Annotated in this window: 25 protein-coding genes; 22 read left to right on the forward strand and 3 right to left on the reverse strand. The window is 68.1% G+C overall.

The features are described 5' to 3' along the window. The first annotated feature begins 2 nt into the window (after positions 1 to 2). The 3 genes from B5G02_RS05315 to B5G02_RS05325 all read left to right on the forward strand — a co-directional run bounded on the left by B5G02_RS05315 (position 3) and on the right by B5G02_RS05325 (position 3,888). The gene (locus B5G02_RS05315) at positions 3 to 1,031 is read left to right on the forward strand and encodes a LacI family DNA-binding transcriptional regulator (protein ID WP_094335453.1); all 1,029 of its coding nucleotides are present in this window, start codon (positions 3 to 5) and stop codon (positions 1,029 to 1,031) included. Between the two features lie 103 nt (positions 1,032 to 1,134). Then, the gene (gene malQ, locus B5G02_RS05320; RefSeq protein WP_094335454.1) at positions 1,135 to 2,628 is read left to right on the forward strand and encodes a 4-alpha-glucanotransferase; all 1,494 of its coding nucleotides are present in this window, start codon (positions 1,135 to 1,137) and stop codon (positions 2,626 to 2,628) included. Between the two features lie 72 nt (positions 2,629 to 2,700). Beyond that, on the forward strand, positions 2,701 to 3,888 hold the full coding sequence (locus tag B5G02_RS05325; protein WP_094335455.1) for an ABC transporter ATP-binding protein: 1,188 nt from the start codon (positions 2,701 to 2,703) through the stop codon (positions 3,886 to 3,888). A gap of 195 nt (positions 3,889 to 4,083) precedes the next feature. On the opposite strand, the gene B5G02_RS05330 is transcribed toward B5G02_RS05325, so the two are convergent. Continuing rightward, positions 4,084 to 4,725: a TetR family transcriptional regulator gene (locus tag B5G02_RS05330; RefSeq protein ID WP_094335456.1), complete on the reverse strand. Its 642-nt coding sequence runs from the start codon at positions 4,723 to 4,725 to the stop codon at positions 4,084 to 4,086. Positions 4,726 to 4,945: 220 nt separating this feature from the next. On the opposite strand from B5G02_RS05330, the gene B5G02_RS05335 reads away from it, so the two are divergent. The 16 genes from B5G02_RS05335 to B5G02_RS05410 all read left to right on the forward strand — a co-directional run bounded on the left by B5G02_RS05335 (position 4,946) and on the right by B5G02_RS05410 (position 18,327). After that, on the forward strand, positions 4,946 to 5,506 hold the full coding sequence (locus B5G02_RS05335; RefSeq protein WP_094335457.1) for a flavin reductase family protein: 561 nt from the start codon (positions 4,946 to 4,948) through the stop codon (positions 5,504 to 5,506). Between the two features lie 67 nt (positions 5,507 to 5,573). Then, complete coding sequence (locus B5G02_RS05340; protein ID WP_094335458.1) at positions 5,574 to 6,758, forward strand: iron-containing alcohol dehydrogenase; 1,185 nt, start codon at positions 5,574 to 5,576, stop codon at positions 6,756 to 6,758. Between the two features lie 221 nt (positions 6,759 to 6,979). Beyond that, complete coding sequence (locus B5G02_RS05345) at positions 6,980 to 7,921, forward strand: aldo/keto reductase (protein WP_094335459.1); 942 nt, start codon at positions 6,980 to 6,982, stop codon at positions 7,919 to 7,921. A gap of 32 nt (positions 7,922 to 7,953) precedes the next feature. Further along, positions 7,954 to 8,277 (forward strand): DUF362 domain-containing protein, encoded by a 324-nt coding sequence (locus B5G02_RS05350; protein ID WP_143758286.1) that lies wholly within the window; start codon positions 7,954 to 7,956, stop codon positions 8,275 to 8,277. 31 nt (positions 8,278 to 8,308) lie between these two features. Then, positions 8,309 to 8,965 carry a flavodoxin gene (locus tag B5G02_RS05355; protein WP_094335460.1) on the forward strand — a complete coding sequence of 219 codons (657 nt, stop codon included), beginning with the start codon at positions 8,309 to 8,311 and terminating at the stop codon, positions 8,963 to 8,965. 72 nt (positions 8,966 to 9,037) lie between these two features. After that, positions 9,038 to 9,511 carry a flavodoxin gene (locus B5G02_RS05360; RefSeq protein WP_094335461.1) on the forward strand — a complete coding sequence of 158 codons (474 nt, stop codon included), beginning with the start codon at positions 9,038 to 9,040 and terminating at the stop codon, positions 9,509 to 9,511. Between the two features lie 16 nt (positions 9,512 to 9,527). Continuing rightward, on the forward strand, positions 9,528 to 10,193 hold the full coding sequence (locus B5G02_RS05365) for a DUF4405 domain-containing protein (protein ID WP_094335462.1): 666 nt from the start codon (positions 9,528 to 9,530) through the stop codon (positions 10,191 to 10,193). Positions 10,194 to 10,379: 186 nt separating this feature from the next. Beyond that, on the forward strand, positions 10,380 to 12,317 hold the full coding sequence (locus B5G02_RS05370) for an NAD(P)/FAD-dependent oxidoreductase (protein WP_162609752.1): 1,938 nt from the start codon (positions 10,380 to 10,382) through the stop codon (positions 12,315 to 12,317). Between the two features lie 74 nt (positions 12,318 to 12,391). Beyond that, positions 12,392 to 12,931 carry a flavodoxin family protein gene (locus B5G02_RS05375; protein WP_094335464.1) on the forward strand — a complete coding sequence of 180 codons (540 nt, stop codon included), beginning with the start codon at positions 12,392 to 12,394 and terminating at the stop codon, positions 12,929 to 12,931. A 78-nt stretch (positions 12,932 to 13,009) separates the two neighbouring features. Beyond that, on the forward strand, positions 13,010 to 13,861 hold the full coding sequence (locus B5G02_RS05380; RefSeq protein WP_094335465.1) for an aldo/keto reductase: 852 nt from the start codon (positions 13,010 to 13,012) through the stop codon (positions 13,859 to 13,861). A 23-nt stretch (positions 13,862 to 13,884) separates the two neighbouring features. Continuing rightward, positions 13,885 to 14,421: a flavodoxin family protein gene (locus B5G02_RS05385; protein WP_094335466.1), complete on the forward strand. Its 537-nt coding sequence runs from the start codon at positions 13,885 to 13,887 to the stop codon at positions 14,419 to 14,421. A gap of 70 nt (positions 14,422 to 14,491) precedes the next feature. Then, positions 14,492 to 14,824, forward strand: coding sequence for a putative quinol monooxygenase (locus B5G02_RS05390; protein ID WP_094335467.1), 333 nt, complete (start codon positions 14,492 to 14,494; stop codon positions 14,822 to 14,824). A 74-nt stretch (positions 14,825 to 14,898) separates the two neighbouring features. Then, positions 14,899 to 15,618 (forward strand): carboxymuconolactone decarboxylase family protein, encoded by a 720-nt coding sequence (locus B5G02_RS05395; RefSeq protein WP_094335468.1) that lies wholly within the window; start codon positions 14,899 to 14,901, stop codon positions 15,616 to 15,618. 43 nt (positions 15,619 to 15,661) lie between these two features. After that, positions 15,662 to 16,078 carry a cupin domain-containing protein gene (locus tag B5G02_RS05400; RefSeq protein WP_094335469.1) on the forward strand — a complete coding sequence of 139 codons (417 nt, stop codon included), beginning with the start codon at positions 15,662 to 15,664 and terminating at the stop codon, positions 16,076 to 16,078. 56 nt (positions 16,079 to 16,134) lie between these two features. Then, complete coding sequence (locus tag B5G02_RS05405; RefSeq protein WP_094335470.1) at positions 16,135 to 17,157, forward strand: aldo/keto reductase; 1,023 nt, start codon at positions 16,135 to 16,137, stop codon at positions 17,155 to 17,157. 189 nt (positions 17,158 to 17,346) lie between these two features. After that, positions 17,347 to 18,327, forward strand: coding sequence for an alpha/beta hydrolase (locus B5G02_RS05410; protein WP_094335471.1), 981 nt, complete (start codon positions 17,347 to 17,349; stop codon positions 18,325 to 18,327). Positions 18,328 to 18,361: 34 nt separating this feature from the next. On the opposite strand, the gene B5G02_RS05415 is transcribed toward B5G02_RS05410, so the two are convergent. Beyond that, complete coding sequence (locus B5G02_RS05415; RefSeq protein ID WP_094335472.1) at positions 18,362 to 18,997, reverse strand: flavodoxin family protein; 636 nt, start codon at positions 18,995 to 18,997, stop codon at positions 18,362 to 18,364. A gap of 181 nt (positions 18,998 to 19,178) precedes the next feature. Here B5G02_RS05415 and B5G02_RS05420 point away from each other — a divergent pair, with 181 nt between their 5' ends. After that, positions 19,179 to 19,469: a hypothetical protein gene (locus tag B5G02_RS05420; RefSeq protein WP_094335473.1), complete on the forward strand. Its 291-nt coding sequence runs from the start codon at positions 19,179 to 19,181 to the stop codon at positions 19,467 to 19,469. A gap of 89 nt (positions 19,470 to 19,558) precedes the next feature. Beyond that, entirely contained in the window at positions 19,559 to 19,990 is a 432-nt protein-coding gene (locus B5G02_RS05425; RefSeq protein ID WP_094335474.1) for a GNAT family N-acetyltransferase, read from the forward strand. A 159-nt stretch (positions 19,991 to 20,149) separates the two neighbouring features. Here the strand turns inward: B5G02_RS05425 and B5G02_RS05430 are convergent, their stop codons facing one another. Continuing rightward, positions 20,150 to 21,541 (reverse strand): aminopeptidase, encoded by a 1,392-nt coding sequence (locus B5G02_RS05430; protein ID WP_019238874.1) that lies wholly within the window; start codon positions 21,539 to 21,541, stop codon positions 20,150 to 20,152. A 473-nt stretch (positions 21,542 to 22,014) separates the two neighbouring features. Between B5G02_RS05430 and B5G02_RS05435 the strand changes: the two genes are divergently transcribed. Then, positions 22,015 to 23,472: an aminoacyl-histidine dipeptidase gene (locus B5G02_RS05435; protein ID WP_094335475.1), complete on the forward strand. Its 1,458-nt coding sequence runs from the start codon at positions 22,015 to 22,017 to the stop codon at positions 23,470 to 23,472. Positions 23,473 to 23,495 lie beyond the last annotated feature (23 nt).

Here is a 23,495-nt window from a genome sequence, read left to right on the forward strand (position 1 = left end):
TCATGGATATCCGCGACATCGCACGGCTTTCGGGCTACAGCCTGGGGACGGTCTCGCGCGTGCTCAACGGTCACCCCAACGTGAGCGAGCGCGCGCGGGAGCGGGTGCTCGCGGTGGTGGAAGAGGTGGGCTACGAGCCCAACTCGAACGCGCGCTACCTGAAGATGCAGTCGCACCTCTCCGTCGCCATCTTCGTCAAGGGATCGCGGAACATGCTGTTCGCCGACATCCTCGAGCGGGTGCAGGCGCTTCTGCGCGAGGCGGGCGAGCAGCCGGACGTGGTCTATCTGGGGGAGGACGACAACGAGGTCGTGCACGCGGTGCGCTACGAGCGCCTGCGCCACCCGAAGGGCATCGTCTTTCTGGGCGGCGACCCGGCCTACTTCAAGGCGGGGTTCCAGCGCATCGAGGTGCCGGCGGTGCTCGTCACGAACACCGCGGCGGGCTTGGGGTTCAAGAACCTGTCGAGCGTGTCGACGAACGACGTCGCCGCCGCACGCGACGTGATCGAGCACCTCTATGCCCGCGGGCACCGCAGGATCGGGATCATCGGCGGCGAGCGCTCGCTGTCCCAGGTGGGCGGTCGGCGCCTGCATGGCGCGGAGGAGGCCCTGCGCGCGCATGGGATCGAGTTCGACTACGAGCGCGATTTCGAGCCGTGCCATTTCGCGATGGAGGACGGCTACGACGCGGCGGTGCGCCTCATCATGCGCTCGCGCGACCTCACGGCGATCTTCGCCCTGGGCGACGCCATCGCCATCGGCGCGATGCGCGCGGTGTTCGACATGGGGCTCCGGATCCCGGACGACATCTCGATCGCCGGGTACGACGGCCTTTCCGCCGGGCAGTTCTGCGTGCCGCGCCTGACCACGATCCGGCAGGACACGCGGCAGCTCGCCTCGCGGAGCGTGGACGCGCTTTTGGCGGCGCTCGGCGGCGAGGAGCAGCCGGTGCGCGAGATGGTTCCCTACCAGCTGCTCAACCGCGAGAGCGTGTGCACGCGGGAGCGGGAACCGGTTCGGGTCGCATGACCCTAAAGGCGCGGGCGCGCGGTCTGGAGCGGGTGGTTCGCCCGCCCGCCGCGCGGGCTCGCGGAGGACGCGGCCGCTGCGCGGTCGCATGAGAGGAGGAGACATGAGAAGCGCCGGCATCCTGATGCCCGTGACCGCGCTGCCTTCGCCCTGGGGTGTGGGCACGCTCGGCACCGAGGCGCGCTCCTTCATAGATTTCCTCGCCGATGCCGGGCAATCGATTTGGCAGCTGCTGCCGATCGGCCCCACGAGCTTCGGCGATTCGCCCTACCAGTCGCCCTCGACGTTCGCGGGCAACCCCTATCTCATCGATCTTGACGACCTGTGCGCCGAGGGGCTCCTCGAGCGCGACGAGTACGCCGGGATCAGCTGGGGGGACGACCCCTCGCAGGTGGACTACGGCGCGCTCTACCGGGAGCGCTACGGGGTCCTGCGCTGCGCGGTGCGGCGCCTTCTGGCGACGAGGCGCGACGACTTCGATGCGTTCTGCGCGCGCGAGCGCGCATGGCTCGACGACTACGCGCTCTTCATGGCCATCAAGGACGCGGGCGGCGGTGCGGCGCTCTCCGCGTGGGACGAGCCGCTGCGCATGCGCGAGCCCGAGGCGCTCGAGCGCGCCGCGCGCGAGCTCGCGGGCGAGGTCGCGTTCTGGAAGGCGGTGCAGTGCCTCTTCTTCGAGCAGTGGGGGAGGCTTCGCGCCTACGCGCACGACCGCGGCATCCGGCTCATGGGCGACATGCCCATCTACGTGGCCGAGGACAGCGCGGACCTCTGGGCGCATCCGGATCAGTTCCAGCTGGACGAGGAGCTGCGTCCCACCGAGGTCGCCGGTTGCCCGCCCGACGGGTTCTCGGCTACCGGGCAGCTCTGGGGAAACCCGCTGTTCGCCTGGGACCGCATGGAGGCGGACGGCTTCCCGTGGTGGATCGGGCGCATCCGGTTCCAGCTGGGGCTCTACGACATCCTGCGCATCGACCACTTCCGCGGCTTCGATTCGTACTTCGCCATCCCGGCGGGGGCGGAGACGGCGGCGGGCGGGCGCTGGCGCCCCGGCCCGGGCAAGGCGCTCTTCGACGCGATCGAGCGCGAGCTGGGCGCATGCCCCATCGTGGCCGAGGACCTGGGCTTCCTCACGCCGTCGGTCTACGAGCTGCTGGAGTACACGGGCTGCCCCGGCATGAAGGTGCTGCAGTTCGCCTTCGACAGCCGCGACGGCGGGGGCAGGGTCTACCAGCCGCATGCCTACACGCGCCACTGCGTGGCATATGTGGGCACGCACGACAACGACACCGCCCTCGGCTGGCTCGAGTCGGCCGACCCGGCGGACGTGGCGCTCGCCCGCGAGTACCTGCACCTCGACCCTGAGGAAGGGGAGGGGTGGGGCATGATGCGCGCCATATGGTCCAGCGTGGCCGACACGGCGATCGCCATGATGCCCGATGTGCTCGGGCTCGGGGGCGAGGCGCGCATCAACACGCCCTCGACGCTCGGTGGCAACTGGTGCTGGCGCGCGCTCCCGGGGTATACGACCCCCGAGCTCGCGCAGCGCCTGCACCGGCAGATGGAGCTCTACGAGCGGCTTCCGGAACGCCGGTAGCCGAGGCGCGGCTGCGCCCGCGCGGCACGTGAGGAAGAACGAGGACATACGGTCTTTGAGGAGGAACAGACCATGGCAGAAGTGAACCTGAAGCACATCGAGAAGGTGTATCCCCATGCGGGCGGCAAGCGCCACGCGCCCAAGAAGCACGATGGCGGCAAGAAGGGGCCGAACCTCAAGGTGACGGACGAGGGCGTCATCGCTGTCGAGGACTTCAACCTCGATATCGCCGACCGCGAGTTCGTGGTGCTCGTCGGGCCTTCGGGCTGCGGCAAGTCCACCACCCTGCGCATGGTCGCCGGCCTGGAGGAGATCACCCGCGGCGAGCTCTACATCGACGGCAAGCTCATGAACGACGTGGCGCCCAAGGACCGCGACATCGCCATGGTCTTCCAGAACTACGCGCTCTACCCGCACATGTCCGTTCGCGACAACATGGCCTTCCCCCTGAAGCTCCGCAAGATGTCCAAGGAGGACCGCTACGCGAAGGTCGAGCAGGCGGCGAAGATCCTCGGCATCACCCAGTACCTCGACCGCAAGCCCAAGGAGCTCTCCGGCGGCCAGCGCCAGCGCGTGGCTATCGGCCGCGCCATCGTGCGCGAGCCCAAGGTGCTCCTCATGGACGAGCCGCTTTCGAACCTCGACGCGAAGCTGCGCAACCAGATGCGCGCCGAGATCATCAAGCTGCGCGAGCGCATCAACACGACCTTCATGTACGTGACGCACGACCAGACCGAGGCCATGACGCTCGGCGACCGCATCGTGGTCATGAAGGACGGCATGGTGCAGCAGATCGGCACCCCGCAGGAGGTCTACAGCCACCCCGCGAACCTCTTCGTGGCCGGTTTCATCGGCATGCCGCAGATGAACTTCTACGACGCCGAGCTCGAGCGCGACGGCAGCTCGTACAAGGTGCGCATCGGTGACGCCGTCATCACGCCGTCGGAGAAGAAGCAGGCCGCGCTCGCCGCGAAGGGCGTGGAGTCGCAGCCCATCACGCTCGGCGTGCGCCCCGAGGACATCTCGCTGCTCGAGGAGGGCGAGAACGTGCTCACCGGCACCGTCGACGTGACCGAGATGATGGGCAGCTCCATCAACCTGCATGTGAACGTGTACGGCCACGACAGCATCATCGTCGCGCAGACCACGAGCCTCGAGGGCAGGCCGCTCATCCTGAACCCCGGCGAGCAGATCGCGTTCTCCTTCGGTGGCGGCGCGCTGCACTTCTTCAGCAAGGAGACCGAGGAGAACCTCGAGTAGCGCGGGCGCTTCGGCGCGCTGGCCTTGGTGTCCCGGGTGCGCGGGCAACGCGCGCCCGTTCCTTCCTCCGTGCAGGGAGGCCCTGTTCGCGGCGATGCCCGCGGGCGGGGCCTCCCGCCATATGCAGGGGTTGTTTGCGCGGTCTCGCCGATTCGCGGGGTGCCGGGGAGGTTCGATGTAGAAAAACCCCTGGGGTTATTTTGCGTAGTGCTCGATGCACATGCCGATGAATTCGCGCATCTCGGCGCGGAAATCGATTTCGGGGCGCGGTCGGCCGATCTGCTCGAGGGCCTGGGCGATGAGTGGGTTCTTCCAGCAGCCGCTCACGAGCCCCGTGGCGTGGTAGTACACGGCGAGCAGCAGGTGCTCGACGTCGCGCGGCTCGATGTCGAGGATGCGGGGCAAGCGCTCTGCCATGGCATCGACGTATCGGTAGTAGCCCTGCTTGAAGTCGGCGAGGCGCTCGACCGTCACGTTCGTCTCGATGATGGTGGAAAGCAGGTCGCCCAGGCGAAAGTATTCCTGGTGCGCGTTGGCGATGCCCGCCCAGACCTCCGCGACCGTGGCGGCCGAGAAGCCACAGCCCTCGGGCAGGGCGGCGAAGAGCGCGTCGAAGTACTCCGCGCAGGTGTCGCCCGCGAGGAGCAGGAAGATCTCCTCCTTGGTGCTCACGTACTTATAGAGGTTCGCGCGCGACCAGCCGAGCTCGTCGGCGATCGTGGTGAGCGTGATCTCGTGATACGGCCGCGTGTCGAACTGGTGCCGCGCGACGGCCTTTACCTCAGCCAGGCGCTGGGCCTTCTGCTCGTCACTGCGGGCGCGAATGAATTCCGACATGTCCTTCCACCTTTCCGGATAGCCTGCACTATACCAGAAGTAACGGCATGCAGGAAAATCTCTATGTAGATAACGTTAAGAAAATAAAATACTTTACAAGTAACGTTGCGTTTCTTATATTAAGCAGTGTCAAGTAACGCAACGTTGCTTATTCGTCTGGAAGACCGCCCGGCGAGCTGCCGCGCGGCGGCGGGCGGATGGCATGGGGAGGAGACCGACCATGAAGAAGAACCTGGGTTCGATGCTCGCGCTGTACCCGCTGCCCGCCACGCTCGTGGGCGCCATGGTGGACGGCAAGCCCACCTGGCTCGAGGTGGCGCACGTGGGCATCATCGGTCACGACCGCATCATGGTGAGCAGCATGAAGAGCCACTTCACCAACCAGGGCATCCGCGCGACGGGCGGGCTCACGGTGAGCCTCGTGGACGAGGCGCTCCTGCCGCGCGTGGCCTATGTGGGCGCGCACTCCGGCAAGAAGGTGGACAAGTCCGGCGTCTTCGCGTGGGAGGCGGCGAAGAACGGCGCGCCGGTGCCGGTGGACGCCCCGCTCACGCTCGTCTGCAACGTCGAGGACATCTACGAGACCGAGACGTTCGACAACTTCATCTGCTCGATCGCGGCAACCCTCGTGGATGAGGACAAGCTCGACGACGCGGGCAAGCCCGACTACGAGAAGCTCGCGCCCGTGCTCTTCGAGTTCCCCACGTACTCCTACCTGGCGTGCGGCAAGAAGCTCGGGCCGTGCCTCTCGTTCAAGGACGCGTACCAGCCCGAGGCGTAGCGCCTGCGCGCCCCCTCCGGTGCGCGTGCAATTATCGGCACGATCCATTCGGTCGAAAGGACAGACCATGCTCGGCAACTTCACGTATCAGAACCCCACCAAGCTCATCTTCGGAGCGGACGCCATGGACATGCTCGTCGACGAGCTCAAGCAGTACGGCCCGGTGGTGCAGCTCGTGTACGGCGGCGGCTCCATCAAGCGAAACGGCATCTACGACCAGGTGATGGCCGCGCTCGAGGCCGCCGGCAAGACCGTCGTGGAGGACGGCGGCGTCATGCCGAACCCCACGGTCGAGAAGCTCTACGAGGGCGTGAAGATCGCTCGCGAGAACCACGTGGACTTCATTCTCGCGGTGGGCGGCGGCTCGTGCATCGACTACGCCAAGGGCGTGGCCGTCTCGGTGAACCTGCCCGAGGACGTCGATCCCTGGCAGAAGTACTGGGTCGACTTCGATGAGCCCACCTGCCCGGTCGTCCCTGTGGGATCCGTCCTCACCATGGTGGGCACCGGTTCCGAGATGAACTGCGGATCGGTCATCACCAACCACGAGGCGAAGATGAAGGTGGGGCACGTCTTCGCGAACCCTGACGTGTTCCCCAAGTTCGCGGTGCTCAACCCCGAGTTCACCTACACCCTGCCGAGGTACCAGATGGTCGCCGGCATCTTCGACATCATGAACCACATCACCGAGCAGTACTTCTCGGGTGAGGACGACAACACGAGCGACTACCTCTCCGAGGGCCTCATGCGCTCGCTCGTGCATGCGAGCCGCATCGCCGTCGAGAACCCGGAGGACTACGAGGCGCGCTCGAACATCATGTGGTGCGCTACCTGGGCGCTCAACACGCTCGTGGCCTGCGGCAAGACCACGGACTGGGAGGTGCACATGCTCGGCCAGGCCGTGGGAGCCCACACCGACGCCACGCACGGCATGACGCTCGCCGCGGTGGCGCTGCCGTACTACCGCCTCGTCATGCCCTACGGGCTGGCGAAGTTCGCGCGCTTCGCGACCGCCGTGTGGGGCGTCGAGGCGGCGGGGAAGACCGAGGAGGAGCTCGCCGCCGCCGGCCTCGACGCCATGGAGGCCTGGATGCGCGAGATCGGCTGCGTGATGAGCATCTCCGAGCTCGGCGCCACCGAGGACATGCTCGAGGCGCTTGCCGATAGCACGCTCGTCATGGAGGGCGGCTACCACGCGCTCACGCGCGACGAGATCATCCGGGTGTTCGAGGAAAGTCTGAAGGCGGAGTAGCCGGGGCGCGCGGGTGCCGTGCCATGAGGGGGACGGGTTCCTGCCAAACCGGCGTTCCTCGAATTCCCCGCGTATCGGCACCTCACGACGGGCGACGTGCTGGCTCCGCGCCTGAGTTGCAAGAAGGCTGAGCAGCTCAAGGCATGAGCCAAGCGCATGTTCATGCAAGACACCAGGCGGCGCGGCGGGTTCGCACTGCCGAACGAGAAAGGAATGACGCGATGAGCGAAATCACGTACCCCACGGTGGCGCTCGGTGCCTGGGCCTGGGGCAATGACGGCACCTTTGGCGGCGGGCTGTCGCCCGAGGACGTGCGGCCGGTCTTCGACGCGGCGCGCACCCATGGCCTCAACCTTTGGGACACAGCCTACGCCTACGGCATGGGCACCTCCGAGCGCACGCTCGCCGGCTTCCTCGCCGACCTTCCGCGCGAGAGCTATCTCGTGTCCGATAAGTTCACGCCGCAATGCGCCGACCCCGACTCCAAGACGCCGGTGGCCGACATGATCACCCGGCAGCTCGAGCTCATGGGGCTCGACCGCTTCGATATTTACTGGATCCACAACCCGGTGGGCGCCCCGCGCTACACCGAAGAGATGGCTCGCTACTTCGAGGGCAGCGACGACGCGCCGGTGATCGGCGTGTCTAATCACAACCTCGCCGAGATTCGCCAGGCGGACGAGATCCTGCGCGCGCACGGCCTGCGTCTGGGAGCCGTCCAGAACCACTACAGTCTCATCAACCGCTCGTCGGAGACCTCGGGAATCCTGGACTGGTGCCGCGAGCACGATGCTGCGTTCTTCGCGTACATGGTGCTCGAGCAGGGTGCGCTCACGGGCAAGTACACCACGGCCAATCCCATGCCGGCCGACTCCACGCGCGGCGAGACCTACAACCCCATCATGGACAAGCTCGAGATCATGAACGCCGAGATCGCCCGCGTGGCCGAGGCACATGGCGTCAAGCCCGCACAGGTGCCCGTGGCGTGGGCCATCGCGAAGGGCACGCTCCCGCTCATCGGCGTGACCAAACCCGGTCAGGTTGACGATGCGGCCGAGGCGGCAAAGGTCGAGCTCTCGGCGGACGAGGTCGCCGGGCTGGAGCGCGTGGCGGATTCCCTCGGCCTCGACGTGATTCGCTTCTGGGAAAAGGTGATGGACTAGCCGGATGCGCCCAGGACGATTTTCTCGAGTCCATGGCCGAGGCAGCGAAGGCCGTGAGCGACCACTTCGGCGGGGTCGGCAGCAGCATGTGCTACATGAACGCCATGAATCGGCTCTCGGTGGATTGCGATTGCGACTCCCACCCGGCTGAGCCCGAGATGGTCGATATCGGCATCCTGGCATCGCTAGATCCCGTGGCACTCGATCGCGCCTGCGTCGATTTGGTCTACGCGGCGCCGGACGGCGCGGCGCTCATCGAGCGCACGGAGAGCCGCAACGGGGCGCACGCGCTCGACCACGTCGAGGCGATCGGCTTGGGATCGCAGTCGTACGAGCTGGTTGAAGTCGAAGCCTAGAAACCGGGATTTCAGAGAGCAGGGGAGAGACATGCTGACAAGAAGACAGTTCCTGACCGTTGCTGCAGCCGCCTTGGGAACGGGGCTCGCGGGCTGCTCGAACAACCGGGCAGGGGAGACCGATCAGCCGGCGGGGTCTGCGGAGAACGCCGGAAGCGCGGTGGCGGGCGCCGCGGGTAGCGCCGCCGACGAGGGTGCCACGGCGCCGGCCGGCGGCGTGCTCGTGGCGTATTTCTCGGCCACCGGCAACACCGCCGGCGTCGCGGCCGAGCTCGCCGACCACCTGGGCGCCGATGTGTTCGCGATCACGCCCGCAGAGCCCTATACCGCCGACGACCTCGACTACAACGATAGCGGTAGCCGCACGAGCATTGAGCGCGCCGAGGATGCGCGCCCCGAGCTCGCGCAGGTGGCGCCCGATGCCTTCGAGGCCTATGGCACGGTATTCGTGGGATACCCCATCTGGTGGGGCGACGCGGCATGGCCGGTCAAGACCTTCGTCGAGGGCAACGACTTCTCGGGCAAGACCGTGGTGCCGTTTTGCACCTCGGCCTCCTCGGGCATCGGGGGATCGGGCGACGAGCTCGCTGGGCTCGCGGGGACCGGCACCTGGATCGATGGTGAGCGCTTCGTTGCCGGCGCCTCGGCCGACGAGGTCGCGTCGTGGGCCGACGGCCTCGCGCTCTAGGCGCCGGCGGCCGGGCATTCTGAGGGAAGCGAAGCAGGGCGGGCGAGCCCGCCCCGAGCAAGGAGGGAGATCATGGCAGATTCAACAACGCTCGTCGCGTATTTCTCCGCAAGCGGAGTGACCAAGCGGGTCGCCGCCTCGATCGCGCGCGCCATCGGTGCCGACCTGTTCGAGATCGAGCCCGCGGAGCCCTATACGGCGGCAGACCTCAACTGGAACGATCGCAACAGCCGCAGCTCGCTCGAGGACCGCGACGCGTCCATGCGCCCCGCGGTGGCGCGCGCGGTGGAGGACATGGATGCGTACGACACGGTGCTCGTGGGCTTCCCCATCTGGTGGGGGCACGAGCCGGCCGTGATCGACACGTTCTTCGAGCAGTACGACTTCTCCGGTAAGACCGTGGTGCCCTTCGCGACCTCGGGCGGCTCGGGCATATCCGGTGCCGAGCGCAGCCTCTCCAGTAAGTACCCGAGCATCGCATGGCGGCGCGGTGCGCTCCTGAGCGGCTCCGATGCCGCGGACTGGGCACGTGGGGTCGTGGCGTAGCAGGGGCCGGGCTCGTATGGCGCACAGGGTCGTCGACATCGCCCTCGCCGCCGCGCTCCCGCTCGTGATGGCGACGGCTCTCGTGGAGGATTTCGCGCACGAATGGCTCGGCATCGCCGTGTTCGCGCTCGTGGCGGCTCATCAGGTGCTGAACCGCGCATGGTGGCGCGCGGTGCCCCGCGGCTGCTGGTCCGCGCGGCGCGCCGTCTCGACGGCGGTCGACCTCGGCCTCGTTGCGGGCATGCTCGCGCTCGTGGCGAGCGCCCTCGTCGTCTCGGTGCATGCCTTCTCGTGGCTGTCGGTCATCCCGGGGGCGGGCTGGGCGCGCCCGGCGCATCTGCTGGGTTCGTACTGGGGATACCTGCTCGCCGGGCTGCACGTGGGATTCCATGTCCAGCCGGCGGTCGCGCGGGCTTGGCGCGGCGACGGGCCTGCCCGCTGCGCGGCGGCGGCGCTCTGCGCGCTCGCCCTCGTCGCCGGCGCGTGGGCGTTCACGGTGCTCGATGTCGGCACCTACCTCGCCTACGCATCGCCCTTCGTGTTCGTTGACTTCGATGCGCCGCTAGCGCTGCGCTGGGCGCAATGGCTCGCCGTAGGCGCGCTCTACGCGCTCGCGGGCGCGGGGCCCTGGGCGCTGCTCGGCCGCTTCGGGCGGCGGCGCGCCCTTGGGAAAGGAAGATGATCGCCATGGCAAGCCTGGGACGGGAACCCCGGACGGAGCGCGAGAAGCTCCTCGCGGGGCTCGAGTAAGACTACACGGACCCCGAGATCCAGGGGATGCTCGCCCGCGCACGCGAGCTCTTGGCGGCGTACAACGTCGAGCCGGCGCTCGCGCGCCGCGGCGGGCGCAAGAGAAAGGATGAGGCATATGGCAGCAGGGACGTTCGATCACCTCTTCGAACCCTATACCCTGAAGGGGGTGCAGATCAGGAACCGCCTGGTGGTTCCCGCCATGGGCACCAATCTGGGCAACGAGGACGGCACCGTTTCGCAGCGCCTGATCGACTACTACGCGGCGCGCGCCCGGGGCGGCTTCGGCCTCATCGTGGTCGAGGGCGTCGCGGTCAACCCCACGGGCATGTGCATCCCCAACGAAGGGCATTTCTGGGATGACGCCAACATCCCCGGCATGAGGAAGCTCGTCGACGCCATCCATGCCGAGGGCGCCAAGACCCTTCTGCAGATCCACCACGCGGGCCGTCAGACCAATCCCGCCAACATCGGAGGGCTGCAGCCCATCGCTCCCTCGCGCATCGCCTGCCCGGTAGACAACGTTCTGCCCCGGGAGATTCCCACCGAGGAGGTCTACCGGCTCGTCGAGGATTTCGGCAACGCGGCCCTGCGCGCCAAGAAGGCGGGCTTCGACGGCGTCGATATCCACGGCGCCCACGGCTACCTCATCGCGCAGTTCATGTCGGGGCATGCCAACAAGCGTACCGACGAGTTCGGCGGCACGTTCGAGGGGCGCATGCGCTTCCCGCTCCTCATCGTGCGGTCCGTGCGCGAGAAGTGCGGTGACGACTTCATCATCGGTTTCCGCATGAGCTATGACGAGAAAGTTCCCGGCGGCCGCACGTTGGAGGAGAGCCTCGTGGTGGCGCACCAGCTCGAGGAGGCCGGCGTCGACCTTCTTGACGTGTCGATCATGACGTACGCGAGCACCGAGTACATGAGCGCCAACGGCGCGCTGCCCAACGGCTACAACCAGTTCGCCACCGAGAAGATCCGCTCGAGTGTGGGCATCCCCGTCATCGCGGTGGGCCGCATCACACCGGCCATGGGCGACGACATGCTGCGCACGGGCAAGGCCGATTTCATCGCCATGGGTCGCGGCTCGCTCGCCGAGCCCGCGCTGCCCGCCAAGCTGCGCGAGGGGTGCATCGATGAGGTGGCGCCCTGCATCAGCTGCACCCAGTCGTGCCTGGGCTACATCCTGAGCGATCGAATCTACGCATCGTGCCTGGTCAATCCCGTGACGGGGCACGAGGGCGAGTACGACTTCACCCCGGTGGAGGCCCCCAAGAAGGTGCTCGTGGTGGGCGCGGGCCCCGCCGGCCTCATGGCTGCCAAGACCGCTGCGCAGCGCGGGCACCACGTGGTGCTGTGCGAGCGCTCGGGTGAGTTCGGCGGGCAGTTCCGCCTCGCCGCGGTGCCGCCCACCAAGCACGATATCGCCGGCGCCATCCGCTACTACGTCACCATGTGCAAGAAGTACGGCGTCGACCTGCGCCTCAACACCCCGGTGGACGAGGAGCTCATGCGCTCGCTCGCGCCGGACGCCATCGTGCTCGCCACGGGTAGCGTACCGGCCATGCCGCCTATCGAGGGCATCGACAACGCGTCGTTCCTCTCGGTGGCGGACGTGCTCGACGGCCGCGTGCTGCCCGGCGCCAAGGTGCTCATCGCGGGTGGCGGCATGTCGGGCGTCGAGACGGCCGATTTCCTCTCCGAGCACTTCCGTTCCTGCACGGTGGTGGAGATGCGTCCCGATATCGCGCTCGATGAGGAGTACACGCCGCGCGCGTTCCTCATGAGGCGCCTGGCCGAGAAGGGGGTGCAAGCCATTACGAGCGCGAGGATCACGCGGTTCCACGATGACGGCATCGACTACGAGCAGGATGGAGAGGCAAAGAGCGCCCGCGGATTTGACAACGTTGTCCTCGCCATGGGGATGCGTGCCGACAACCCGCTCGAGACGGCGGCGCGCGCCATCACCGACGAGGTATACGTGGTGGGCGATGCGCGCCATGCGGGCCCGGCGAACAAGGCCACCGAGGAGGGTCTGGCGGCAGGGCTCGCCATCTAGCCGCCCGGGGCGCCGAGGCCGTGCGTCGCGTCGGCGCCCCCCTGGGCACGGTAGCACGCAAGGGGGAATGCAAGATGAGGAAGGTTCTGGTCATCAGCTCGAGTCCGCGCAAAGACGGCAACTCGGATGTGCTCTGCCATGAGTTCGCCGCCGCGGCGCGCGCATCGGGCGCGGCGGCCGAGGAGGTGGCGCTGCGCGACCTCTCGATCGGGCCGTGCCGCGCGTGCTATGGCTGCTGGAGCACGCAGCGGTGCGTGCTCCGCGACGACATGGCGTCGCTGCTCGAGAAGATCGCCGCGGCGGACGTGCTGTGCGTGGCGACGCCCGTGTACTTCGGGCTGCCGTGCGGCCAGCTCAAGGTGATGATCGACCGCCTGCTTCCGTTCTGGCAGGCGCTCGGCGGCAAGGACGTCTACCTCGTCGTGACCGGTCACGACGGCCGGCGCGGCCTCTCGCACGCGGCAGACGACCTGCGCTTGGTGTTCGAGAACCTCGGGGATACCGTGCGCGGCGTGGTGTGGGGCGAGCGCGTGTGGCAAAAGGGCGAGGTCGTGGGCACGGTGGCCGTGGCGGAGGCGCGCCGGCTGGGCGCGCGGGCGGCCCATGTTGCGTAGCGCGCCGTGCTACCGGGCGTCATCTTGGCGGGGCGCGGCGCGATCGGTGGCCGCGCCGCAACGATAGAGGGGTGCATGATGGATACGATTACCTTGAACAACGGTGTCGAGATGCCGCTTGAGGGGCTCGGCGTCTTCCAGGTGACGGATGAAGCCGCGTGCGTCCGTGCGGTTCGCGCGGCGCTCGACGCGGGGTACCGGCTCGTGGATACGGCCGCCTGCTACGGCAACGAGCGCGCCGTGGGCGCCGCGCTCGCCCAAAGCGGGGTGCCGCGCGCGGACGTGTTCCTCACCTCGAAGGTGTGGATCCAGGACGCGGGCTACGAGCGCACCATGGCGTCCTTCGAGCGTACGCTCGAGAACCTCGGGACCGATTACCTGGACCTCTACCTCATCCACATGCCCTACGGCGATTACCACGGCAGCTGGCGGGCCATGGAGGAGCTGGTCCGGGCGGGTCGCGTGCGCGCCATCGGCGTGTGCAACTTTCTGCCGGACCGCCTCGCCGACCTCGTGCTCACGCACGGGGTGGTGCCGGCGGTGAACCAGATCGAGCTGCACCCGTTCTGCCAGCAGCGCGCGCTGCGCCGGTTCATGTCGCGCTACGGCATCGCGCCCATGGCGTGGGCGCCCTTCGCCGAGGGGCAGCGCGGGCTGTTCGGCAACCCCACGCTCACGGCCATCGGCGCGGCGCACGGCAAGACGGCGGCGCAGGTGGTGCTGAGGTGGCTGCGCCAGGAGGGCGTCATCGCCATTCCGAAGTCGGTGCACGACGAGCGCATCCGCGAGAACCTCGATATCGACGACTTCGAGCTCACCGCGGCGGACCTCGCCCAGATCGACGCCATGGATGAGGGGGCGCCGGTGATTCTCGACGTGCAGGACGTGCGCGAGGCGTACCGTCTGCACGGCATCGTATTCGAGCAATAAGCCTCAGGAAGGGAGCAGGGAGCATGGATATTCTCGTTTTGCAGGGGAGTCCCAACCGTGACGGTTCGACGGCGATGCTCGTCGAGGAGTTCGCCCGCGGCGCGCGCGAGGCGGGGCATGCCGTCGAGCGCATCGACGTGTGCGCGGCGGATGTGAACCCGTGCCGCGGTTGCGTGGCATGCGGCTACGGCGCGCGCCCGTGCGTGCAGCGCGACGGCATGGACGAGATTCTTGACCGGGTGCTTGCTGCCGACATGCTCGTGCTGGCGACGCCGTTGTATTATTACGGCATGACCGCACAGCTCAAGGCGGTTATCGACCGGTTCTGCTCGGCCAATTCCGCCATCAGTGCCAAGCGACTCAAGGCAGCGCTCATCACCGTGGCGTGGAACGCCGACGGTTGGACGTTCGACGCGCTCGTGGCGCATTACGAGACGCTGTGCCGTTACCTTGACATGACCGATTGCGGCCAGGTGCTCGGTTATGGCTGCGGCACGCCCGGCATGACGCGCGCTTCGAGGGCGCGCCGCGAGGCGTACGAGCTGGGGCTTCGACTATAAGACGGGGTACGGCGAGACCCCTGGGGCCTCCGGGAGGAAACCCCGGGGGCGCAGAGAAGGGATGGCAGACATGGCGATCACGATGAACCTGTACTACACGGGAGCGGACGGTGCCGCGCGCAAGTTCGCGGAGGAGATGGAGGCGACGGGCACGGCGGACGCCATCCGGGCGCGCGAGGGCAATCTCTGCTACCGCTACTTCCAGCCGCTCGACGACCCCGAGACGGTGCTGCTCATCGATGCCTGGCGCGACCAAGCTGCGCTCGACGAGCACCACGCCTCGTCCATGATGGCGAAGATCGCCGAGCTGCGCGACAAGTACGACCTGCACATGCGCGCGGAGCGCTACCTCAGCGATGACGCCGGCGTGCCGGCACACGACCAGGCGTTCCTGCGGGAGTAGCGATACCTGGGCGGCTGGCGCCGACGCATCGCGCCGGTCTATCGGATAGGCATGAAGCGAGAGAGGAAGACGAGATGTCGCTGACTTCAGATATGGTTGAATTCGAGCGGACCGACCCGGAATATGCCGAGCGGTTCGCGTACTTCGCGGGTACCGAGGTTCCGGGCGAACCCGCCGCTGAGCTGCCCGCGCGCGAGCGGCACCTGGTGATCTTGGCCGCGCTTCTGGGCTGCCAGGGCGTGGACGAGTTCCGCGTGCAGCTGGCCTGCGCGCTCGACGACGGCGTGACGCCCGTCGAGGCGCGCGAGGTCGTCTACCAGGCCACGGCCTACCTGGGCATCGGCCGCGTGCGCCCGTTCCTGCGCGCGCTCAACGAGGTGCTCGCCGAGCGCGCCATCGAGCTCCCGCTCGAGCCGCAGGGTACGACCACCCTCGAGACGCGCCGCGACGCGGGCAACCAGAAGCAGGTCGAGTACTTCGGCGAGGGCATGCGCGCGAGCTGGGAGACCGGCCCTGCGGAGCGCGCCCACATCAACCGCTGGCTCGCGGAGAACTGCTTCGGCGACTACTACACGCGTGGAGGTCTTAGCGACGAGGATCGCGAGATGGTGACCTTCTGCTACATCGCCGCGCAGGGCGGCTGCGAGCCCCAGGCCACGGCGCATGCCGCGGGCAATCTGAACCTCGGCCGCACCAAGGACTTCCTGTACCGCGTGGTCTCGCAGATGGTGCCCTACATCGGGTACCCGCGCAGCCTGAACGCGCTCGCGTGCGTGGACAACGCCGCGCGGTAGCGTAAAACGACACCGGAAAGCAAACCAAGAAGAGGAGAGAGACATGAGCGAGCAGACCGATTTCACGCCGATGTTCGGCATCGGCAACCCCAACGACGCGTACGCGCAGTACTTCACCGGCCAGTCGTACCTCAACGCGCTGACCGGCCCCGAGGCGGGCGTGGCGCTTGCCAACGTGACCTTCGAGCCGGGGTGCCGCAACAACTGGCACATCCACCACGCCGACAAAGGCGGTGGCCAGATCCTCATCTGCGTGGACGGACATGGCTGGTACCAGGAGTGGGGCAAGGATCCGCAGGAACTCACGCCCGGCACCGTCGTCGTGATCCCGGCGGGCGTGAAGCACTGGCACGGCGCCGCGCGCGATAGCTGGTTCAGCCATATCGCCTTCGAGGCCCCGGGCGAGAACTGCTCGAACGAGTGGCTCGAGCCCGTTACCGACGACGAGTATCCGGCGTAAGGCGGGCGCGCCCATCGAGCGGTGGGCGCGCCGCTTTTCCATGAAAGGGGCGGCATATGGCAGAGCTGTATACCACGCTGGGACATTCCGGCATCACCGTGAGCCGCGTCTGCCTGGGAGGCATGAGCTTCGGTGAGAAGGTTCCGGGCGGGCACCAATGGGTCGCGGGCTACGAGGAGACGCGCGCCATCATCGCGCGGGCGCTCGAGCGGGGGATCACGTTCATCGACACCGCGAACTGCTATGCGCAGGGCACGAGCGAGGAGTTCATCGGCCGCGCCCTGCGCGAGCTCGGGGTGCCGCGCGACCGGGTGGTGCTCGCGAGCAAGGTCTTCTTCAACGAGGGGCGCTTGAGCCGCGCTGCCATCGAGCGCGAGATCGACGGCACGCTCAGGAGGCTGCAGACCGACTACCTCGATCTGTACATCATCCATCGCTTCGATTACGGCACGCCCATCGAGGAGACCATGGAGGCGCTCGACGCCCTCGTGCGGGCGGGCAAGGTGCGCGCGCTCGGCGCGAGCGCGATGTACGCCTACCAGCTCCACAACATGCAGGACGCGGCCGAGCGCAACGGCTGGGCCACGTTCACGAGCATGCAGGACCACTACAACCTGCTCTATCGCGAGGACGAGCGCGAGCTCATCCCCGTGTGCCGGCAGTTCGACATGGCGCTCACGCCCTACAGCCCCCTGGCCTCCGGGCACCTGTGCCGTCCCACCTGGGAGTCGCCGAGCGTGCGCGGCACGACGGACGCCACGGTGCGCAACAAGTACGATGCCGCCGAGGCGCAGGACATGCCCATCGTGGCGCGCGTGGCCGAGGTGGCCGCCCACCGCGGCGTCGCGATGGCGCAGGTGGCGCTCGCCTGGCTCTGGGCGCGCGGCGTGACGGCGCCTATCGTGGGCTGCTCGAAGCCGGGGCGCGTGGACGACGCCGTGGCGGCGCTCGACGTGGAGCTCTCGGCGGAGGAGGTCGCCTACCTCGAGGAACCCTACACCGCGCACGAGCTCGTGGGGCCGCTCGCGCGCCCTGGCGACAAGCCGCTCGCGGGGACGACGGATCCCAACGTGCGGTAACCGCGCCGGGCGGGGAGGGGTGCCCCGCCCGCATCCCGGCATGAAGCGGGTTGTGGTTCTTCCGCGCATCGCTCGCCGCCATCGATTGCATCTTGACGGATATGTTAGATTCGTCAACCTGTGTACATCGAGCCGGCGGCGGGCGCGGGGGGCCGCGGCCCGCTTCGGCGTTGGGGGAAAGGTGCGGATATGGGACGAACCGGCGGGAACGGGCATCGCGTGATCAAGCGCGTCCTCATAGGGCTTGCGATCGTGCTGGTGGTCGCCTTTGTGGGAATCTCCGGCTTCGCGGGGAACTACCTCGTCGACTACGCGCTCACGGTGAACGACGACGGCACGCTCGGCTCCATGAACGGCGAGCCCTATACGGGCGTGCAGGACACCGAGGCGCAGCGGACCTATGACGCGTGGGTGCAGGGCCGCGAGCTCGATGCGTGGACGATCGAGAACGAGGACGGCCTCGAGCTGTGGGCGCAGCTGTACCCGGCGGACGAGCCCACGCACCGCTACGTGCTCGCCGTGCACGGCTACACGGTCGACCATCGCGACATCGCGCCCGCGATCGTGCCCTTCGTGGAGGCGGGCTATAACGTGCTCACCCCGGACGAGCGCGGCCGCGGCAACAGCGAGGGCGACTTCCTTTCCATGGGCTACCTCGAGAAGCGCGACGTCGTCGCCTGGGCGAACGAGATCTGCGCGCGCGACCCCGAAGCCGAGATCGTGCTCTACGGCGAGAGCATGGGCGCGGCGACGGTGCTCATGGCGTCGGGCGAGGACGACCTGCCCCGGAACGTGGTGGCCGTCGTCGAGGACTGCGGCTACACGAGCGCCTACGCTATGTTCACCGACCAGCTCCAGGAGCGCTTCGGCCTGCCCGAGTTCCCGTTCCTGCCGGCGGCGAACCTCGTGTGCGCCGCGCGCTACGGCTTCTTCTTCTCCGACGCCGACGCCGAGGCGGTGCTCGCGACCTGCGAACTGCCCATCCTCTTCATCCACGGCGGCGCGGACGACTACGTGCCCACCTACATGGGCGAGGAGCTCTATGACGCCTACGACGGCGAGAAGGAGCTCCTGATCGTCGACGGCGCCGGCCACGGCGCGAGCTCGGATGTCGACCCGGAGCTGTACTACCAGACGATCTTCGCCTTCCTGGACGAGTACGTCTCCTAGGTGGTGCGCCCGCGCCGCGGCCAGCGCGCCGGCGCTAGCGAATGAAGCTCGTGGCCTGCCCCGCCTCGCGCGCGGGCGCCGCGATGCCGGCGGCGCGCCCGGCCTCGATGCACTTGAGGAGCCATGCCATGTTGCGGCCGAGCTGGCGCATCGTCCAGAGGCCCTCGGCGTCCTGCTCCGTCTCCTCGGCGACGTTGCCATGGACGTTGTTCCAGTACCGCGAGCTCACGACGGGCATCTCCTTGATGGTGAAGAACTTGTTGATGTCGTCGAACGCGGAGGTCGTGCCCGCGCGGCGGGCGCTCGCCACGGCTGCAGCCGGCTTGTAGGCGAGGACGTCCTCCGTGCCGGCGCGGCCGTTCGCGTAGAAGAGCCGGTCCATGAACCCCAGCAGCGATGCGGCCGCGTGGGCGTAGTGCACCGGCGCGCCGAACACGAAGCCGTCCGCCTCGGCGGCGAGCGGCCTGAACTCGTTCACCACGTCATCGAAGGCGCAGCGCCCCAGGCGGCTGCACGCCTCGCAGGCGACGCAGCCGCCCACGGGCTTGCGGCCGATCCAGAAGATCTCGGCCTCGATGCCCTCGGCTTCCAGCGTGCGCGCGACCTCCTCGAGCGCGCGGTTCGTGCTCCCCGACTTGTGGGGGCTTCCGTTCACGAGCATGACCTTCATGGGGGCTCCTTCCCGTATGCGGCGTTCATACGACGTGAGTTGTACCCGCAGCGGGTTTCGGCGAAACGGGCGCGCGGGGCGGCCGCCCCCGGCGAGCGGCCGTTCCCAGAGCTTTCTGTAGCGATGCCGCCTGGCGCAGGGTATAGTGATGGCGATATTCATTTCGCGCAAGGAGTTATGCATGGCGAAGAACGCGGACAAGCGGGCGAAGCAGGGGGCACGGACGGGCAGCGAGCTCGAGCCCGCGCAGAAGCCCGCGCGGACGGTGCCCACGTGGCTTCGGCGCATCGGCTGCTTTCTGGGTGCGCTCTTCTGCGCGTTCGGCGTCCTATATGCCGTGATGGTGTTCCTCGTGGGCAAGGGCTCGCCGATCTTCATCGTCGCGATCGTCGTCTTCGGCGCGATGGCTCTGCACCTGATTCGCGCCGGCCTCGGCGACGGCCGCTGGCGCGCGGAGCGTCCTGAGCGGTAGGCGGGAGGGCGCGTCGGGGCGCGCCCGCGGGGGATGCATGTGAGGGGAAGGGGCCCGGGGCTGCGCCGGGCATCGATGAGGGGGTTCCTATGATTCGTTCGGTCGCCGCGCACGATGCGGACGCCGTGTACGGGCTCATGTGCCAGCTCGAGGACTGCGAGCTGCCGCGGGAGCCGTTCGACGCGATCTTCGATGCCCAGCTCGCGGCGCCCGGCCAGCACGCGTTCGTCTACGTGTCCGACGATGCCGAGCCGCGCGTGCTCGGCTTCATCAACATGCGCATCGAGGGGCAGCTGCACCATGCGGCCGATATCGCCGAGATCATGGAGCTCGTGGTGGACGAGACCGCGCGGAGCGGCGGCATCGGCGGGGCGCTGTTCGCCCGTGCCTGCGAGGCCGCGCACGATGCCGGCTGCGAGCAGATCGAGCTCACCTCGAACGCGCGCCGCCACGACGCCCACCGCTTCTACGAGAACCACGGCATGACCCGCACCCACGTGAAGTTCGTCATGCCCTTCTAGTTCCAGTTCCAGCTCCCGTACCCCGAAGGGCACCCAGGCGTCCATCACCGCAGCTACGCCACCCGCTATGCGGGAGCCCCCGGCGTTCCCTGCGCGAGCTTGCGCGAAGCGCGCGAGCAAAGGGAACGCCGGGGGCTCCTCGCCACGTGAGGTTAGGAGCTACGCGCGCGTGATGAACGCCTGGTAGCCCTTGTACGCCTCGTAGACGTCGGCCTTGTTCGTGACCTCCCACAGCGAGTGCATGGAGAGTACGGCCACGCCGGAGTCGATGACGTCCATGCCGTACTCGGCCAGGATGTAGGCGATGGTGCCGCCGCCGCCCGCGCCGATGCGGCCGAGCTCGCAGGTCTGGAACGCCACGCCGGCCTCGTCCATGATGTCGCGGACGAGCGCGAGGTACTCGGCGTCGGCGTCGTTCGAGCCGGCTTTGCCGCGCGAGCCGGTGTACTTGTTGAAGCACAGGCCGCGCCCCATGATTGCGGCGTTCTTCTTCTCGAAGCGGTCGGCGTAGAGCGCGTCGAACCCGGCCGACACGTCGGAGGAGAGCATGCGGCTGTTCGCGAGCGCGCGGCGCAGGCGCAGCTCGCCGGACTCGCCCGCGAGCTCCATGACCTCGGCCACGGTGTTCTCGAAGAAGCGGCTCGTCATGCCCGAGGCGCCCACGGAGCCGATCTCCTCCTTGTCCACGAGGAGGGTGACGGCGGTGCGGGTCACCTGCGGCACCGCGAGCTGCGCGGCGAGCGAGGTGTAGGCGCACACGCGGTCGTCCTGGCCGTACCCCAAGATCATGGAGCGGTCGAAGCCCATGTCGCGCGCGGCGCCGGCGGGCACGACCTCGATCTCGGCGGAGAGGAAGTCCTCCTCGTCGATGCCGTACTTCTCGGAAAGGATGTTCAGGAAGAGCTGCTTCACGGGCTCCTTCTGCTCCTCGTCGCCCTCGATCACGACGGGCTTGCCGCCCACGATGACGTCGAGGTTCTCATGGTCGACGGCCTCGGCGGCGGGCTTCTTCATCTGGTCGGCCGCGAGGTGGATGAGCAGGTCGGAGATGCAGAACACCGGGTCGGCGGGATCCTCGCCCACGCAGACCTCGACCGTGGTGCCGTCCTTCTTGCACACGACGCCGTGGAGCGCGAGCGGGGTGGCGACCCAGTGGTAGGCCTTCACGCCGCCGTAGTAGTGCGTGTCGAGGTAGGCCATGTCGCCGGCCTCGTAGAGCGGGTTCTGCTTGAGGTCGAGGCGCGGGGAGTCGATGTGCGCGCCCAGGATGTTCATGCCCCGCTCCATGGGCTCGGTGCCCAGGTTCACGAGCATGAGGGACTTGTTATGGTTCACGGCGTAGACCTTGTCGCCCGGGTTGAGGGCTCCGCCCTCGGCGCGGACGGCTTCGAGGTCGCGATAGCCCGCTGCCTCGGCGAGCGCCACGCTCGCGCGCACACACTCGCGCTCGGTCTTGTTCTCGCTGATGAACGCGCGGTACTCGCCGCAGAGCTGCTCGAGCTCGGCGAGCGCGTCGGGCGTGTACGCCTTCCATGCGCAGGGACGTTCCATGGTCGGGTCCTTTCCTCGGTGGGTAGCTGCCTGTGCCATGGTAGCACGGTGCCGGGGCGGAGAAACGTGAGACGGGGGACAGGCGCCGCGCTCCAGAGTGGGGTCGCGCGCACGTTCGAGCCTCGATACTGTGTGGGATCTCGGATGTGCCGGGTAGACCCGCGTTGCGCCCACGCGAATCCTGCGGTTTTGCCGGCTTTTGGGCGCGGCTACTCACAGGGTCGCGCATCCCACACAGTATCGAGGCTCGAACAGGGGCAGCGCCCCTCAAAGGCGCCCCGCGCCGCGCACATCTTGCATATTTTTTCTCGCTGTGTGCATACTTGTGACCGTTTCCGGATGGGCGCCGGCCGTTGGCACCATTTGCATGCGCCCCGCGCATGCGCATCTGGCATGATGGGTATGCAGGTACGTGTTCAGTGTGCGTGAACGCGCCCGTAGCGCGCGGGATCACGGGTACGCAAGGAGGAATAATGGAATATAAGATCACCGGCTACCAGCCCGAGAAGCTCTTCCACTTCTTCGAGGACATCTGCGCCATCCCGCGCGGGTCGGGCAACGAGAAGGGCATCAGCGACTTCCTCGTCGCGTTCGCGAAGGAGCGCGGGCTGTGGGTCTACCAGGACGATGTGTATAACGTCATCATCAAGAAGCCCGCGAGCGCGGGCGCCGAGGACGCGCCGGCCGTCATGCTACAGGGCCACATCGACATGGTGTGCGACAAGCGCGCCGGCGTGGAGCACGACTTCGAGCACGACGGCATCGACCTCGTGGTGAACGACGGCGTGCTCTCCGCGAACGGCACGACGCTCGGCGCGGACAACGGCGTGGCCGTGGCGCTCATGATGTGCGTGCTCGACGACGACGCCCTTGTGCACCCGGCGCTCGAGTGCGTGTTCACCACGGACGAGGAGACCGGCCTCGTGGGCGCCGAGACGCTCGACAAGTCGCAGATCGACGCGCGCATCATGGTGAACCTCGACTCCGAGGAGGAGGGTGTGGCGACCGTGTCGTGCGCCGGCGGCGTGGTGGCGACGCTCACGCGCGCCGTGACCCGCGAGCCCCTCCATGGCGCGTCGCTCACGCTCGAGATCTCCGGCCTGCAGGGCGGCCACTCCGGTCAGGACATCGACCGCGAGCGCGGCAACGGTGACCTCATCATGGCGCGCATCATCGAGAAGCTCATGCGCACGGGCGCGCCGCACCTGGTGAGCATCGACGGCGGCACGAAGGACAACGCCATCAACCGCGAGAGCACGGCGGTGCTCATGTACGCGGACGCCGCGGAGGCCTACGCCGCCGCCGACGTCGCGCAGGGCATGGTCGACGCCGTCACCGCCGAGCTCGAGGTCTTCGACCCCGGGTTCACCTGCGCGATCGAGGTCGTGGACGATGCGGAGGCCGAGGTGATGAGCGACGCCGACGCGCGCGCGTTCGTGGGCGCGCTGCGCCTCGCCCCGAACGGCGTGATGCGCCGCAACGTCGCGGCGGACGGCTCGGTCGAGGTCTCGTCGAACATCGGCGTGGTCGCCACCGAGGCCGACCAGGTGAAGTTCCTGCTCTCGCCGCGCTCGTCCATCACCTCGCTCCAGGAGGACGTCAAGGAGCGCATCCGCACGCTCGCCGACGCCTTCGGCTTCGACGCGGTGTTCGAGAACGAGTACCCCGGCTGGAGCTATGCCGAGCACTCGCACGTGCGCGAGGTCTTCCAGGAGAGCTACCGCGAGCTCTTCGGCAAGGAGCTGCGCATCGAGTCCATCCACGCCGGCCTCGAGTGCGGCCTGTTCGCCGAGTCGCTGCCCGGGCTGGACGCCATCGCCGTCGGCCCCACGCTCTCGGACGTCCACACGCCCGACGAGCACCTGGAGCTCGCGTCGTTCGAGCGCTTCTACGAGCTGCTCGTCGATGCGCTGCGCCGCCTTGCCGCGTAGCCTGACGCATGCATCGCGCCGCC

The organism is [Collinsella] massiliensis (genome assembly GCF_002161605.1).
GTDB lineage: Bacteria > Actinomycetota > Coriobacteriia > Coriobacteriales > Coriobacteriaceae > Enorma.